A 15,800-nucleotide genomic window follows, 5' to 3' on the forward strand; every position below is an offset into this window, starting at 1 on the left:
GCCGTGCTCGACGGATTCGCCGCCACGGTGCTCTTGGCACTGACCGGAACCGCGGTGCCGCCCACGGCGGCCCGCTGCTCGAAGTACTCGTCGAGACCGGCCTGGCCGGTCTCGGCCACCGCGGTGGTCTGGACGGGCCCGGCCGGCACCGGTTCCACCACCGGCGCGGGCTCGGGGGTCGGCTCCGGCAGGATGGTGGCCAGTCCGCGCAGGGCGCGACCGAAATCGGGATCGATCAGATCCGAGGCCGGATCGTCGAGTGGCACCACCGAGCCGCCGTGCGCGTCCGGCTGGTAACGCCAGTGCGCGGCGATCACCGAACGGCCCGCCTGCCACTGCAATTGGGCGACCCAGTAGTTCTTCTCGTCCTTCCAGGCGTCCCATTCGGCGATATCGATGTTGTGCCCACGCTCGGCGAAGGCGGCCGAGACGATCTCGATCAGTGTCTCCACCGCCGGACCGTCCTTGCGCACCGGATGCGCCTTCTGCGCCAGCTCGGCCGCGCGCGCACGCTCGAGCAGCACGGGGTAGGCGAAACGCTCCACCCGGCTGGCCGGCATGCCGGACTCCTCGGTGACCTGCTCCACCGACGCACCGGCACGGATCCGAGCCTGGATATCGCGAGGACGCATGGTCGCCTCCGTTTCGATCTCGATCTGGCCGAATCGGGCAAGGTCTCCACGCGCGGCGGCACGCAGCTTCTCGTCGGCGGCGAGCCGGTACTTCTGCCCGGTCTCGGCATCGACGCACACGATGTGCGCGGAATCGGGCGTCAATCCGATCACTCGAAGTTCACGCACCGTTACCTCCTTATCGCTGCGTCGATCACAGCTGCGCCGAGCACCAACTAGCTCGCGACACCGCCCACGTTCTGGAACAGTAGTGCACTTCTGAGATTCGTGTGGCAAGACACGCGGCCTGAAATCTACCGCCGCGGTACCGGGGACGACTAATCTGCTCTGTTTCCACGCTCACCGGCCCACGCCCCGGCAAACTTCCGGCACGATTTCGGTTGGCGCGCACCACAACAGCGTAAACGCGAAAGCCGCGGATTTCGGTGACGAAATTCCGCGACTTTCGCGAGCTTTTATCCGAGCGCTGGCGTGATCAGGCGCTGATCTGCTGCACCACCCAGTCGATGCAGCGGGTCAGCTGCGACACGTCCTCGGGGTCGATCGCCGGGAACATGCCGACGCGCAGCTGGTTGCGGCCCAGCTTGCGGTAGGGCTCGGTATCGACGATGCCGTTGGCGCGCAACACCTTTGCGACCTGCGCCGCATCCACCGACGGGTCGAAGTCGATGGTGCCGACCACCTGCGAGCGGTGCGCCGGCTCCGCGACGAACGGCGTGGCGAATTCGCTGGACTCGGCCCAGGAATACAGCCGCGACGAGGAATCGAGGGTCCGCTTGACGGTCCAGTCCAGACCGCCGTTGTTGTTCATCCACTCGATCTGATCGGCGAACAACAGCAGCGTGGCCAGCGCCGGGGTGTTGTAGGTCTGATCCTTGGTGCTGTTGTCGATCGCGATCGGCAGCGAGAGGAATTCGGGAGTGTAACGACCCGAATCCTTGATTTCGGAGACTCGCTCCAGAGCCTTCGGGCTCATCAGCGCGACCCACAGGCCACCGTCGGAGGCGAAGCATTTCTGCGGCGCGAAGTAGTACACATCGGCGTCGGCGATATTCACCGGCAGACCGCCCGCGCCGGAGGTGGCGTCGATGGCGATGAGCGCGTTGTCCGAGCCGGCGGGCCGCTGCACCGGAACCGCCACACCTGTGGAGGTCTCGTTGTGCGCCCACGCGATCACATCGGCGACCGGGTCGGAGACCGGCTCGGGCGCGGTGCCCGGGTCCGAGGACACCACGATCGGATCGCCGATGAACGGGTTGCGCTTGGCCACCGCGGCGAACTTCGAGGAGAACTCACCGTAGGTCAGGTGCAGCGAACGGTCCCGGATCAGGCCGAAGGCCGCGGCGTCCCAGAACGCGGTGGTGCCGCCGTTGCCGAGCACGACCTCGTAGCCCTCGGGCAGCGAGAACAGCTCGCGCAGGCCCGTGCGGACGCGCGCGACGACGTCCTTGACCGGCTTCTGACGGTGGCTGGTGCCCATCACGGCGGCGCCGACCTCGACGAGGGAGCGCAGCTGTTCGGGACGGACCTTGGACGGGCCGCAGCCGAACCGTCCGTCGGCGGGCTTCAGATCGTCGGGGATGCTCGGAAAGGCAGCGGTCATGGGCTCAAGCCTAGAGCGTGATGTGGGTCTCGCGCGTGGGTGGGTCGGGGTTGCGCGGACGGATGCGACAGGCTCGCCGAAACCGCGCATATGTCCGTATCACCATGTCGGCGCCCGGCGGACCGTTACCGTTGGGCAATGAGTATGGCAGGGCGGGAGATACCGGACTCGACGGGCATCTCCGCCGCATCCGCGGCACCCGGATCGACCGCGGTCCCCTCGGGCGTGGCTGCCGGATCGGCCCGGTCCGGCAGCGGCCGGTACGGTCTGCGCGCACGCCTGGCCACACGGCTCGAGCGGGCCGGGAACATGCTGCGTACAGGCATGCTCTCCGATGGAGCACGGCACGAGTTGCTGCTGCGCGGCCTGCCGGGAACGGCGACGATTCTCGGGGTCCGGCCCTGCCGCACTTCCGCCTCCGCGGCCTCCCGCCTCGACGGCCTGCGAAAGCGGGCGGATGCCGCGGGCCGGGTCGAACCGGGCTGTCGCTTCTGGGTTCGCATCCAGCTCGACGGCGTACCGCCGTACGAGACCCGGATGCGGCAACGACTGAGCGACGCCGAGCGGGAGTCGATGCAACCGGGCGACGTGGTCGGCTGCCGCGTCGATCCGGGTGATCGCGAGCGACTGGTGCTGTACGTGCCCGGCGTCGCCGAGGCGACACGGGTGAGTATCGCGAAGATTCTGTCCGCGGGCCGACGCGCCGACGCGACCGTGCTGGCGGCCACGCCGATCGCCGCCGACTATTCGGGTCGCGACGATCCGGTGCTACGGCTGGATCTGGAACTGCGCGCCTGGGACGAACCGCGGCCGTGGCGCGTACGGATCGTGCAGCCGGTGCCGTTGCCGGCGATCGAACTGGTCGATCTGGGCCGGCATCTCGAGGTCGCGTTCTTCGCCGTGGATCGCGGCGAGTCGGTGGCGGTGGACTGGGAGGCCTCCGCCGAACTCTGAATTCGGTTCGAAAGGCCCGCTCAGGGCAGTTTGACGAATTCGAAACCGCGCGAACGCAATACCGGCAGCACCACCGACATCCCCTCGGCGGTACCCGATTTCGGGCGGTGCATATGGGCGATCGAGATCGCCCCGGGCTGCGCCGCCGACATCGCGGTGCGAACCTGCGCGGCCGTGAAGGTCGCACCGGCATCGGCGTTGATGCTGAAACCGACCGGCGTCTCCCCCAGATCCCGCACGATCGCGACCGACACGTCGTCGTAGTGTGCGGTGCCCGCGCGGAAGAACCGCGGCGGATGTCCGAGCAGCCGGGTGAGCCGCTCGTGATTGCCCCACACCTCGTCGATCGCCTGCTGCGGGGACGAGGTGCCGGCGATGCCGTAGGCGGCGTGGCCGGTGACCGAGAGCGGACAGTGCCGGGTGCCGTGGTTGGCGAGTTCGAACAGCGGATTGGCGGCCAGTTGCTCGGCCCTGCCCGGGTCGGCATCGATCCAGCGCTTGTTGAGAAACAGCGTCGCCGGAATGTTGTGAGCGACGAGGTAATTCATCAACTCGGTGTTGATCTCGTCGTTGTCCGGCCCGCCGCAGGCGTCGAAGGTCAGCGCCATCTGCTTACCCTGCGCGGGGATCGAGGTGATGATGCCGGGCAGGTCCATTCCCCATCCGGCGGGCTGCCGACCGGCGTAGCGCGCGGCCACGGCCGCCGGATCCGGCTGTGCCGGTAGCGACGCCGATGCCGGACTCGCCACCGGCGGAACCGATGTGCGGGCCGGTGCGGGCGGCGCCGTGGAGATGATCGTCTTGACCGACGAATTCCCTTCGGCCGTAGCACATCCCGAGGCAGCGAAACCCGCGGCTACCGCCGCACCCGCTGCCAGAAGCCGACGTCGCGACAGTTCTGCTCCACCCACGCGAGCAGATGCTACGGCAGAGAAGCGACGAGCGCCTCCGCAGCGAAAACTGCGGAGGCGCTCGAACGGCGACGGCCCGGACTACCGGACGACGGTCTCCCATCCCGGCACGGACTCCGCGGTGCGCGGCGCCGGTCCGGTGTAGATCGCGGCCGGGCGCACCAGCTTGCCCAGTTGCTTCTGCTCGAGGATGTGCGCACACCAGCCCGCGGTGCGGCCACAGGTGAACATCGCCGGCATCATGTGCGCCGGCACCTCGGCGAAGTCCAGGATCACGGCGGCCCAGAACTCGACGTTGGTCTCGATGGCGCGGTCGGGGCGACGCTCGCGCAGCTCGGCCAGCGCGGCCTGCTCGAGCGCGGCGGCGACCTCGTAGCGCGGTGCGTCCAGCCGCTTCGCGGTGGCGCGCAGCACCCGGGCGCGCGGGTCCTCGGCCCGGTAGACCCGGTGGCCGAAGCCCATGAGCTTCTCCTTGCGATCGAGGATGCCCTTCACCAGAGCGCGTGCGTCGCCGGTCTTTTCGACCTCCTCGATCATCGGCAGCACCCGCGCGGGGGCGCCGCCGTGCAGCGGGCCGGACATGGCGCCGATCGCGCCGGACAGGCTGGCGGCCACGTCGGCGCCGGTCGAGGCGATGACGCGCGCGGTGAACGTGGACGCGTTCATACCGTGCTCGGCGGCCGATACCCAGTAGGCGTCGATGGCCTCGACGTGGCGCGGATCCGGGTCACCCTTCCACCGCTTCATGAAGCGTTCGGTGATCGTGCTCGCCTCGTCGATCTCCTTCTGCGGCACGGCAGGCTGGTAGATGCCGCGCGCGGACTGCGCGACGTAGGACAGGGCCATCACCGACGCGCGCGCGAGGTTCTCGCGGGCGGTGGCGTCGTCGATGTCCAGCAGCGGCTGGTAGCCCCAGATCGGGGCGAGCATCGCCAGACCGGCCTGCACGTCGACGCGCACATCGCCGGTGTGCACCGGCAGCGGGAACGGCTCGGCGGGCGGCAGTCCCTGTCCGAAGCGGCCGTCGACCAGCAGCGCCCAGACGTCACCGAAGGTGACGTGGTTACCGACCAGGTCCTCGATGTCGACACCCCGGTAGCGCAGCGCGCCGCCGTCCTTGTCGGGCTCGGCGATATCGGTGGTGAACGCCACCACGCCTTCCAGGCCACTGACGAAATCGGGGGGGACGGCCGGACCAGTAGGAGCCGCAGCGCTGGTAGTCATGTTGTGACTCTCCTTGCAAATCGGGCCGCACGATCTGTGGGCGGCCACGCGATGGTGCTTTCCCGGCTCGGCCGGGGCGGTGCTTTCCCGGCTCGGCCGGGGCGGTGCTTTCCCGGCTCGGCCGGGGCGGTGCTTTCCCGGCTCGGCCGGGGCGGTGCTGTGCGGCCGTATGCCACTCCGGCCGATCACCTGCAACCTTATCCCCCCAGTACTGGGGAGTAACGTTTGGACCATGCGCGAGGAGCAGAATTCACCGGGCTCAGCGGGGGGCGAAACGGGTCTTGCGACCGCGAATTCATCGACTTTGCCGGATCGCTTCGGCGCCGTCCCGCGCGTCGATGTCGACATCGCCGCGATGCGGGCCGAATACGGCGGCGATCCGGACCTGACCGAGAGCTGGCCGGCCGACGGCTGGGAACCGTTGCTGCGCAACTGGATCGAGCTCGCCACCAACGCCGGCATCACCGAACCCAATGCCATGGTGCTGGCGACGGTCGAGCTCACGGACGCCGGCCCGCGTCCCGCGTCGCGCACGGTCCTGTGCAAGGGAGTGTCCGCCGAGGGTGTGACTTTCTACACGAATTACGACTCTGCCAAGGGTGATCAACTCCACGCGGTGCCGTATGCGTCGGCCACCTTCGCCTGGCCGAAGGTGGGCCGGCAGGTGACGCTGCGCGGCCGGGTGGACCAGGTCCCCTCGGAGGTGACCACGGCGTATTGGCGCTCGCGTCCGCGCAATTCGCAACTGGGGGCCTGGGCCTCGCACCAATCCCGCCCGGTGGCCTCGCGGGAGGATCTGGATCGGGCATTGGCCGACGTCACGGCCCGTTTCGACGGCGTGGAACAGATTCCGGTCCCGGCCAATTGGGGCGGCTACATCCTGCGTCCGGAACAGATCGAATTCTGGCAGGGCCGGCGCAGCCGGTTGCACAACCGCATCCGGGTGACGCTGCCGGACGGACCGGCCGCGATGGGCTCGGCCCGCATCGAACGCCTGCAACCCTGACCCGGAATCCCCGCCGCGACGGGCGATATGCCCGAGTCGCGGATCGGCCGCTACCAGCTATATTCATGGGATGATTTCTCGAAGACGGCCGCCGGCCGGATCGTCCACGCGGACCGGCGCCGCGCCATGGTGAAAGCTCGGCCATGGTGAAAGTGCTCGCCGATGTCGCACCGCTGCGCGACATCGATTTCCGGCGGCTGTGGGTCACCAATATCGTCACCGTCATCGGAGCCCAGCTCTCGGTGGTCGCGGTTCCGCAGCAGATCTACCAAATCACCGGCAGCTCCGGATATGTCGGGCTGGCCGGCATCTTCGGCCTGGTGCCGCTGATCGTCTTCGGCCTGTGGGGCGGGGCGGTCGCCGACGTCATGGACCGGCGCACCCTCCTGCTGATCACCAGCGTCGGCACCGGGCTGACCTCCGTGGCGTTCTGGTTGCAGGCCGCCGCCGGGGTGAACAACGTCTGGCTGGTGCTCGGGCTCTTCTCGGTGCAGCAGGCCTTCTTCGCGATGAATCAGCCGACCCGCGCGGCCATCATTCCGCGACTGCTGCCGGGTGACCTGTTGCCGGCGGCCAACTCGCTGAACATGACCGTGATGCAGTTCGGCGCCATCGCCGGGCCGGTGCTCGCGGGTGCGCTGATTCCGGTGACCGGACTGTCGACGCTGTATCTGATCGACTCGATCGCCCTGCTGGCCACGCTGTGGGCGGTGTGGCGACTGCCCGCCGTCCCGCCGACCGGAGTCGCCCGGAAGGCCGGATTGGGCACGGTCGTCGAGGGTTTCAGCTACCTGTCCACCCAGCCGATCCTGCTGGCCTCCTTCGCCGTCGACATCATCGCGATGGTCTTCGGCATGCCGCGCGCTCTCTTCCCGCAGATGGCGCACGACACCTTCGGCGATCCGGTGACCGGCGGTGTGGCCCTGGGCCTGCTCTTCGCCGCGATGTCGGCCGGTGCGGTCGCCGGCGGCGTGTTCTCCGGGTGGCTCGGCCACGTACGGCGCCAGGGCATGGCCGTGGTGGTGTGCATCGCGCTGTGGGGTGCGGCGATGATCGGCTTCGGACTCGCCGTCGGCGCGACCGGCCATCGGTTGAGCATCGGGGTCGGTCTGTGGATCGCCTTGGCGTGCTTGGCCTTCGGCGGTGCGGTCGACATGTTCTCTGCGGCGCTGCGGACCAGCATGTTGCAGGAGGTGGCCACCGACGACATGCGCGGGCGGCTGCAGGGCGTGTTCACCGTGGTCGTCGCAGGTGGGCCCCGGATCGGTGATGTTGCCCACGGTTTCACGGCAGCGGCCATGGGTACTGCCGTGGCGGCGGCCGGTGGTGGGGTCCTGGTGGTGATCGGCGTGCTGATCGCCGCGGCCGTCTTCCCCGCCTTCGTCCGCTACCGCGTTCCCCGCGTCCACGCCGAGATTCCGGCCGAACAGCACTCGTGAGCACCCGCGCGGACCCATAGCACGATCGGGCCCGCGAGCTCACATCGCACACATGTGACCGTGAGGTAGCAGATGACGACCCTCACGGATCGGCGCTACCGGTGAGCGGCTAGCGTTGAGGTAAGTGCGCCGGACGCCGACCGCGCCCGTCGCCTACGGTTCTAGCCTGAGAGGGATCCTTCCGTGCCCGCTGAGAACATCAAAGTCGCGCAAACGCCTTCGGACGCCAACGGCGCAGGCGACGCCAAGCCGGTACTTTCCTACCCTGGCGGCGAATACGCCATGACTGTCGCCCAGGCCGTCGAGGGCAACGACGGAATCGATCTGGGCAAGCTGCTGGCCAGCACCGGGTACGTCACCTACGACCCGGGCTTCACCAACACCGCGCCCACCAAGTCGGCGATCACCTACATCGACGGTGAGGCCGGCATCCTGCGCTACCGCGGCTACCCGATCGAGCAGCTCGCCGCGAGCTCGAACTTCATCGAGGTGAGCTACCTGCTCATCTACGGCGAGCTGCCGACCCAGGCACAGCTGGAAGACTTCACCGACCGGATCCGCCGCCACACGCTGCTGCACGAGGACCTCAAGCGCTTCTTCGACGGCTTCCCGCGCAACGCGCACCCGATGCCGGTGCTGTCCTCGGCGGTCAACGCGCTCTCGGCCTACTACCAGGACTCGCTGGACCCGCGCGATCCCGAGCAGGTCGAGCTCTCGACCATCCGCCTGCTGGCCAAGCTGCCCACCATCGCGGCCTACTCCTACAAGAAGTCGGTCGGCCAGCCGTTCCTCTACCCGGACAACTCGCTGAGCCTGGTGGAGAACTTCCTGCGCATGACCTTCGGCTTCCCGGCCGAGCCCTACGAGGTCGACCCCGAGGTCGCCGCCGCGCTCGACATGCTGCTGATCCTGCACGCCGACCACGAGCAGAACTGCTCCACCTCGACCGTGCGCCTGGTCGGCTCCTCCGACGCCAACCTGTTCACCTCGGTATCCGGCGGCATCAACGCGCTGTGGGGTCCCCTGCACGGCGGCGCCAACCAGGCCGTGCTGGAGATGCTGGACGACATCAAGGCGGACATCAACGGCGGCACCGTCGATGCCGCGGTCAAGGACTTCATCCGCAAGGTCAAGAACAAGGAAGACGGGGTGAAGCTCATGGGCTTCGGACACCGCGTCTACCGCAACTACGACCCGCGCGCGACGATCGTCAAGAAGACCGCCGACCAGATCCTCGGCAAGCTGGGCGTGCAGGACCCGCTGCTCGATATCGCCAAGGCGCTGGAAGAGGCCGCGCTGACCGACAGCTACTTCGTCGATCGCCGCCTGTACCCGAACGTCGACTTCTACACCGGCGTCATCTACCGGGCGATGGGCTTCCCGACCCGCATGTTCACCGTGCTGTTCGCGATGGGCCGGCTGCCCGGCTGGATCGCGCACTGGCGCGAAATGCACAGCGAGCCGTTGAAGATCGGCCGCCCGCGCCAGATCTACACCGGCTACGGTGCGCGCGATTACGGCGATATCGCCGGTCGCTGAAGTACCTGATCCGAAGCCCGCTTCCTTCCGAGGGAGGCGGGCTTCGTGCATGTCCGGGGCCTGTGCGCCGCAAAGGGGTTCACGTGCTCCGCACTGGAGAGACTGTGCGGCAACCCAATTCGCAGCCCCTTACAAGCGCACGTTAAGCGACTCGCTGGCGCCGCCCGGCACCATCATCGTGGTGGCGCGGAGGCGACACCGGGCCGCCGGAATCCGGGCCTGCCTCGGAGGGGACGGCAGGCCCGGATTCGCAATTTCTGCCTTCGCTTCGCTTCGGCGGGGTTTCGGCCTGGGCCTAAACCCACCTGGTCGAACTCTCTCGGAGATGGTTTTCCTTTGTACCGAGTGCCCACTCGAACGGGTGGCGGCCGCAGGGGCCACGGGCACGGCACGGCACACAGTGCGTCAGGAAAATCCGGGTGCGCAGGGTCCTGCCGGCGTGCGATGGTCGAGGTATGGCGATCGCAGCAGAGGTCACACTCAGGCCCGCGACCGAGGACGACCTCCCCGGTATCGGGCTGCTGTTGTCGAACGCTTTCGGCGCGTCGCCCCGGGAGGATCCGGACGTCACCGCGCAGCGGCTGAAGCTGTTCCCGCTCGAGCGTGCGCTCGTCGCCGTGGAGGGCGACCGCGTCGTCGGGCACACCCGGGACACCACGATGACGCTCACGGTGCCCGGTCCGCATCCCGTCGAGGTCTGCGGCGTGGCGGGTGTCGCGGTGGCGCCGACCCATCGCCGGCGCGGCATTCTGCGCGCGATGTACACCGAACTGCACGAGCGCACCGAGGCCGCGGGGCTGCCGCTGACCATCTTCACCGCCAGCCGCGCCACCATCTACGGACGATTCGGGTACGGGCCGTGCGTGGTGGAGAACCGCGTCACCATCGACCGGCGCTTCGCCGAATTCCGGCCCACCGCGCCCGATCCCGGTGGCGTGACACTGAGCTCGCTCGACGATGCGATCACCGTGGTGCCCGCCATCTACGACCGCTGGCGGCGGCTGATGCCCGGCGCCCAGGCGCGCCCGCATCCGGCGTGGTTGATCCAGCTGGTCGGCAGCGGGGGCCAGGCCGCCCTGTTCGCGCTCACCCATCCCGACGGGTACGCGCTCTACCGCTACGACAACTCCGAGCCGCGCACACTCACCGCCGAGGTGGTGGAACTGCGCGCGGTCACCGCCGAGGCGCACGCGGCGCTGTGGCGTGCCCTGCTCGGTCTGGACCTGGTGGACACGGTCACCGCCACCATCGGCGACGACGACCCGCTGCCCCACCTGCTCACCGACTCCCGCCTGGTCCGCACCATCAGCCGTCACGACGGCCTGTGGGCACGGCCGATGGACGTCCCCGCCGCCCTGTCCGCCCGCGACTACGAAACGGATCTGGATGTCGTTGTCGCCGTGGACGACCCGTTCCGCCACGCCGGAGGCACCTTCGCCCTGCGCGTGCGCGACGGGCGGGCCGAATGCGAACCCACCACCCGCGCCCCCGACCTCGAACTCGGCATCGACGTCCTGGGCAGCCTCTACCTCGGCGCCTACTCCGCCCGCACCTTCGCCGTCGCGAACCGAGTGCGTGCGAAGAGCTCCCGGATCGTCGCGGATGTGGACCGCGCTTTCCGGGCCGAGCGTGAACCCGTGCTCGGCTGGTTCTTCTGAGCGGCTCGTCCACACGTACTCAGGTCACATCTGGTGGGTACGGCACCGCCCTGGCATGCTGGATACGTGACCCTCATCCGGTTCGTACTGAATGTGCTCTGGTTGATTTTCGCCGGGTTCTGGCTGGCGGTGGGTTATTTCCTGGCCGGAATCCTCTGCTGCATCCTGATCATCACCATCCCGTTCGGGATCGCGTCGTTCCGGATCGGGGCCTACGTGCTGTGGCCGTTCGGCCGGGAGGTGGTAGCCAAGCCGGGCGCGGGGGCTCCCTCGCTGATCGGCAACATCATCTGGGTGATCTTCGCGGGGTTCTGGCTGGCGATCGGGCACCTGGTCACCAGCATTCCGCTGTTCGTCTCCATCATCGGGATTCCGTTCGGCTGGGCGAACCTGAAGCTCATCCCGGTCTCGCTGATGCCGCTGGGGCGCGAAATCGTCTCCAGTGAGCACGCTTTCGTGGCCTGAGCGCCGGACGTTCTACTCCGAGTCGGCGACCAACTGCTTCATGATCGCGACCGCGTCGTCGAGCACCCGCAGCTGATCGGGGGTCAGGCCGGACAGCTGATCGAACATCCAGGCCTCGCGGGCGTTGTTCTCGTCCTGAATCAGCGCCTTGCCGGCGTCCGAGAGCGAGACGATGACCTGGCGGCCGTCGGTGGGATGCGGATCGCGCTTGACCAGCTGCAACTCCGAGAGCGAGGCGATCACTCGCGTCATCGACGGTGGCTGCACCCGCTCCTTGGCGGCGAGTACGCCGGGAGTCATCGCCCCGTCTCTGGCCAGGGTCGCCAGAGCCGACAGTTGGGTGAGCGAAATCTGCGCTTCGGCACGACGGCCGCGCAGATGGCGCGTCAGCCGCACGACCGCCAGGGACAGTTCACCGGCGAGCGCACGGATATCGGAAGGCGTTGTCACAGAGCAAAACGATACGTGACACCACATATGTGGTCCGCCGTTCCCGCCGCTATCGTTGACTTCGTGACCCCCGAGGTGCCCGAGATCCCGCCGCGGCTGACCGATCCGCGTCCCGTTCTGGCCGTCGGCTCGCTGGTGTGGCTGGTGGCGACCGTCGTGGTCTGGTGCAACGACAGCTGGGCCGACGCGCGGCCGATCTGTTTGATGGGACTGGGGGTCGGACTGCTCGGCTACAGCATTTTCGTCATTCAGCGCCGCGGCGCCCGCAGGGGTGACAAAGGCGCGCAGAAAGGGCTGTGACACCCGGCTGGCCCGCGCCACGCCGAGCGCGCCGACTTTACAGTGTGCGAATTGACTCATCGCGTCCTGGCGGCTTAACTCGCTTCCGTGTCCTCCCGATTGAGCGTCGAAGAACGACGAGCCCACCTCATCGAGGCTGCCATCGGCCTCGCGGAGAAAAAGGGCGTCGCCGGGGTAACTACACGCGATGTCGCGCAGGCGGCCGGGGTATCGCTCGGTGTGGTGCATTACTGTTTCGAGAACAAAGATGCGCTGATGACCGAACTGGTCAAAGCATTGTCGATGGAATTGCGCGATTCCGTCGAGACCAATGAAACGGTCTGGCAGGAAGTCGGAAGTGGAAAAGAATCCCTTCAAAATTTGGTTCGCGCCAGCCTGGAACTGCTCTGGCTGAACATCGAATCCACACCGCAACGGCAACTGCTCACCTACGAAACCACCACCTACGCTCTGCGTGAAAGTGAGCAGACCCCAGCGAAACTCGCAATCGCGCGCGAACAGTATCTGTTCAACGACGCCACCGTCGCCGATGTGCTCGAGCACGGGCGCGTGGCCACCGGAACCGAATGGCGAATTCCGGTTCAGACCTTGAGCAGATTCACCCTGAACGTCATCGACGGAATCGTTTTGCGCTGGCTCGTCGACGACGACAGCGCGGCGGTCCGCACCCAGCTCGACGTGCTCGCGGAAATGATCACCACCTACGCGAAATAGCCGCGCCGTGTATCACGAACTCGGCTGCCGCTGCACGTGGGTGGTGTCGCCCGCGCGCCACCACGGAACGCCCACGGTGGCCTCGTAGGCGCCGGTGAGCCGGACTTCCAGCCGATCGTGCAGGACCAGCTCACCCGCCAGCGGCGGCAGGCCGAACTGCAGCCGCAACAGCACACCCAGCGGTTCGTCCGACCAGGTCGTGCGCTTTCCGGTGCCGAGCACCTCGGCATGTACCGCCTCGGAGGCAGCGGCCACGTCGAGCAGCGTGGCCAGTTCGCCCGCATGCTCGATATCGCCGGCGACCAGGCGATCCGCCGGTAGCGCCAGACCGAGCCAGGGTCGGTCCAGAACCAGCGCCCGATCCGGATCGATCACCGCTCCGGAGAGCGCACGCACCCGCTCCGGCACGCCGATCTCGTCGAGATCCAGATGCGGCACGGCCGCGGCGAGCCGGCGGTGGGTTTGCGAAATCGCTTCCGGGGTGGGCTTTTTCGTAGGATCGGCCAGTGCCTCGAGCAGGGCCACTGCCACGTCGGCGGTGATGTTCGCGGGGTCGGCGAGCACGGCGTCGAGGGCTGCCGAATCGGCCGCCGTGAAGCCCGGGAGCTCGGGCAGCAGGTCGGCGAACACCGGATCCGATCCGGCCTGATACACCCCGAGTGGGCGATCGCCGACCCGCGCGTGGCGGCGCAACCACCAGGCGGTGTAGCCGTCACGGTCGGCGAGTAGACGGCGGGTGGCCGGTTCGGCCAGCAGCAGTCGCAGTGCCCGCGGCCAGGCGTCGTCGGCGACCAGATCCAGATCTCGGACCGCGGCGAACTCCGGCGGATCCTCCGGCAACCTCTGCCACCAGCGGTCCTCGTCGTCGAGGTCGTGGTCGGGACCGGTCGGGTCGGTTTCGGTGACGACGATGAAACTCCAGCCGACGCCGATCGCGCGAAGGGCCGCCGACGGATGCCGCTGCGCGACCGCGGTGTCGAGCGTGCCGAACGGGGAATCCGCGATCAGCACCTCGGCCAGCGGGGCATCCGGGAGCAGAAGTTCGTCGGCCGGGCGCAATTCGCCGGTGTCGTCGGGCAATTCGAGGGCGCCGAGCCAGGTCGGCAGGGTGGTGTCCGGCGGCAGGTGGGCGGCCAGGCCGAGCACCGCCTCGCGCAGTTCCTCGTCGTCGGAGCGATAGTCCAGTTCGGCGCGCAGCGCGGTATCGGTCAGCAGATCCTCGACCCCGGCCTGCTGCGCGCCGAGCCGGCCGAGCAGTTCGTGCGCGGCCTCCGGGTGGACCAGCCGCGCCCACGGCACCGCCACCGCTTCCTCGAGCTGATCGTCGAGCACCACCGTGCGCGGGCCGGTGACCAGGCGGCCGTCGGAAAGCGGCACGGCCAGCGCGCCCAGTTCCTCGGCCGCGAGCGGATCGGTCACGAACGGTTCCAGCGCGTCGTAGAGCGCATACCACCACTGCGGCGGGCGCTGCACACTTCCGGTCAGTTCGGCCACGCGAGCCAGGCCGATGCGATGTACGTCCAGCACGCCCAGCAGTTCGGCGCAGGCGCGACCGGACAGCTCCGGGATCACCAGCGGGCCGAGCAGACCTGCCAGCAGATCCGCCAGTTCGGTTGTGACGCCGAGGAATACGCTGGCCCGATTGGGCGCCGCGTCGGCGCGGCGCGGCCCTGCCGTGGTCGACAGCCCAGCGACGTCGGCAGGCAGCCGCACCACACCGGTACGCATCACGTCATCGGTATCCGGCGGCGTGATCGCCGCGTCGACATCGGCGGACGCACTGTCGTGATCGGTGAGCACCGGCAGCCAGGGATGCTCGCGCAACTCGTTCACCAGCGCCTCGCGCAGCAGACCGTCGGCCTCGCTGCGGGCGAAACCGGGCGCCGGAACCAGCACCAGGCGGTCCTCCGGTGGCAGGGCGCGGGCGAAATCCGCATAGCCCTCGGCCAGTTCGGACACCCGGGCGCCGGGCATCAGGCGGCGCCGATCCGGTTGCAGGGCGATATCGGCGATCACCAGGGCGGGCAGGGAGAGTTCCTCGTCGGTGCGGGTCGGTGCCCGCAGCACATCGGCGGGCGCCGCGACGGCCCGGCCGTCACGCAATGGGAGCAGCCAGCGCGCTCGCGCGGTGGGGTACTGCCACCACCGGAAGTCCTCGCCGGACGGGGCGGTGATGCTCACCTGCTGCAGGCCGTTGCCCGCATCCTCCACCGCACGCCAGGATTCGTCGTCCTCGATCCGGATGGAATGCAGGCCCGGCAGTTCCAGCAGCAGATCCACCGCCTCGGCCCGCATGGCCGCGAGCAGTTCCGCGGCGTCGACGTCCTCGCGCAACCAGACCACGATCTCGGTGTCGAAACCGGTTTCCGGGGCGACCGCCACCGACCAGGCCAAGCGCAATACCGGGACGGCGGGGCCGTCCGCACCGGCGGGGATGTCGATACCGTTGTCGCGCAGTTCGATCAGAGTCTGAGCACGAGAGAATCGCACAGACCCGGTGGTCGAGCGAAATTCCACCTCGTCGCCTGCGGAGAGCACCGCCGTGAACCCGACACCGAACCGGCCGACCGAAGTACCCGTCTTGCCCGACGCCCGCAAGGCCGTCAGCGCGTGCACACCGGAAAGATCCAGCGGGGCACCCGTATTGGCGATATGCAGGGCGCGGCCGCGCAGCCGTACCGACACCCGGCCGGAGACCCCGGCCTTGACCGCGGCGTCGGCGGCGTTCTGCGCCAGCTCGGTGAGCAGCCGATCGCGATATCCGGCCCGGACCAGATCCGCCTCGGTGGCCGCGTCCTCGCGCAGCCGAGTCGGCGAATTCCGCCATGCGGTAAGTACTCCCGCACGCAAGTCCGCGGTGCCGAACGGATCCTGTGTCACCCCTACGGCTCCCCCGCTCGCGCTG

At 68.5% G+C, this 15,800-nt stretch carries 14 protein-coding genes; 8 read left to right on the top strand and 6 right to left on the bottom strand.

The window, feature by feature from the left end; genetic code table 11:
- The coding region (gene sepH / locus NE2_RS27340; protein WP_233429888.1) for a septation protein SepH at positions 1-800 on the bottom strand (800 nt) is incomplete at its 3' end.
- A 307-nt stretch (positions 801-1,107) separates the two neighbouring features.
- Positions 1,108-2,235: a phosphoserine transaminase gene (gene serC, locus NE2_RS27345; protein WP_063030739.1), complete on the bottom strand. Its 1,128-nt coding sequence runs from the start codon at positions 2,233-2,235 to the stop codon at positions 1,108-1,110.
- A gap of 138 nt (positions 2,236-2,373) precedes the next feature.
- Between serC and NE2_RS27350 the strand changes: the two genes are divergently transcribed.
- On the top strand, positions 2,374-3,189 hold the full coding sequence (locus tag NE2_RS27350) for a hypothetical protein (protein ID WP_228830937.1): 816 nt from the start codon (positions 2,374-2,376) through the stop codon (positions 3,187-3,189).
- Between the two features lie 20 nt (positions 3,190-3,209).
- Here the strand turns inward: NE2_RS27350 and NE2_RS27355 are convergent, their stop codons facing one another.
- The gene (locus tag NE2_RS27355) at positions 3,210-4,100 is read right to left on the bottom strand and encodes a polysaccharide deacetylase family protein (protein WP_233429889.1); all 891 of its coding nucleotides are present in this window, start codon (positions 4,098-4,100) and stop codon (positions 3,210-3,212) included.
- An 81-nt stretch (positions 4,101-4,181) separates the two neighbouring features.
- Positions 4,182-5,324: a citrate synthase 2 gene (locus NE2_RS27360; protein ID WP_062961912.1), complete on the bottom strand. Its 1,143-nt coding sequence runs from the start codon at positions 5,322-5,324 to the stop codon at positions 4,182-4,184.
- Positions 5,325-5,679: 355 nt separating this feature from the next.
- Here NE2_RS27360 and pdxH point away from each other — a divergent pair, with 355 nt between their 5' ends.
- From pdxH to NE2_RS27385, 5 genes are all read left to right on the top strand, one after another.
- On the top strand, positions 5,680-6,330 hold the full coding sequence (gene pdxH, locus NE2_RS27365; RefSeq protein WP_063030811.1) for a pyridoxamine 5'-phosphate oxidase: 651 nt from the start codon (positions 5,680-5,682) through the stop codon (positions 6,328-6,330).
- Positions 6,331-6,473: 143 nt separating this feature from the next.
- On the top strand, positions 6,474-7,769 hold the full coding sequence (locus tag NE2_RS27370) for an MFS transporter (protein WP_063030741.1): 1,296 nt from the start codon (positions 6,474-6,476) through the stop codon (positions 7,767-7,769).
- Between the two features lie 183 nt (positions 7,770-7,952).
- Positions 7,953-9,308, top strand: a complete 1,356-nt coding sequence (locus NE2_RS27375) for a citrate synthase (RefSeq protein ID WP_084494368.1) — start codon at positions 7,953-7,955, stop codon at positions 9,306-9,308.
- 455 nt (positions 9,309-9,763) lie between these two features.
- Complete coding sequence (locus NE2_RS27380) at positions 9,764-10,966, top strand: GNAT family N-acetyltransferase (protein WP_063030745.1); 1,203 nt, start codon at positions 9,764-9,766, stop codon at positions 10,964-10,966.
- Positions 10,967-11,041: 75 nt separating this feature from the next.
- Entirely contained in the window at positions 11,042-11,431 is a 390-nt protein-coding gene (locus NE2_RS27385; protein ID WP_169812471.1) for a YccF domain-containing protein, read from the top strand.
- A 12-nt stretch (positions 11,432-11,443) separates the two neighbouring features.
- On the opposite strand, the gene NE2_RS27390 is transcribed toward NE2_RS27385, so the two are convergent.
- The gene (locus tag NE2_RS27390; RefSeq protein WP_051755246.1) at positions 11,444-11,908 is read right to left on the bottom strand and encodes a MarR family winged helix-turn-helix transcriptional regulator; all 465 of its coding nucleotides are present in this window, start codon (positions 11,906-11,908) and stop codon (positions 11,444-11,446) included.
- 36 nt (positions 11,909-11,944) lie between these two features.
- On the opposite strand from NE2_RS27390, the gene NE2_RS27395 reads away from it, so the two are divergent.
- Both NE2_RS27395 and NE2_RS27400 read left to right on the top strand, forming a co-directional pair.
- Positions 11,945-12,181, top strand: a complete 237-nt coding sequence (locus NE2_RS27395) for a DUF2530 domain-containing protein (protein ID WP_030513273.1) — start codon at positions 11,945-11,947, stop codon at positions 12,179-12,181.
- An 87-nt stretch (positions 12,182-12,268) separates the two neighbouring features.
- Positions 12,269-12,895 carry a TetR/AcrR family transcriptional regulator gene (locus tag NE2_RS27400; RefSeq protein ID WP_036497939.1) on the top strand — a complete coding sequence of 209 codons (627 nt, stop codon included), beginning with the start codon at positions 12,269-12,271 and terminating at the stop codon, positions 12,893-12,895.
- Between the two features lie 12 nt (positions 12,896-12,907).
- On the opposite strand, the gene NE2_RS27405 is transcribed toward NE2_RS27400, so the two are convergent.
- Entirely contained in the window at positions 12,908-15,775 is a 2,868-nt protein-coding gene (locus tag NE2_RS27405) for a sacsin N-terminal ATP-binding-like domain-containing protein (RefSeq protein ID WP_063909499.1), read from the bottom strand.
- Between the last annotated feature and the right edge of the window lie 25 nt (positions 15,776-15,800).

The sequence above is a fragment of the Nocardia elegans NBRC 108235 genome, from assembly GCF_001612845.1.
GTDB classification, from domain to species: domain Bacteria; phylum Actinomycetota; class Actinomycetes; order Mycobacteriales; family Mycobacteriaceae; genus Nocardia; species Nocardia nova.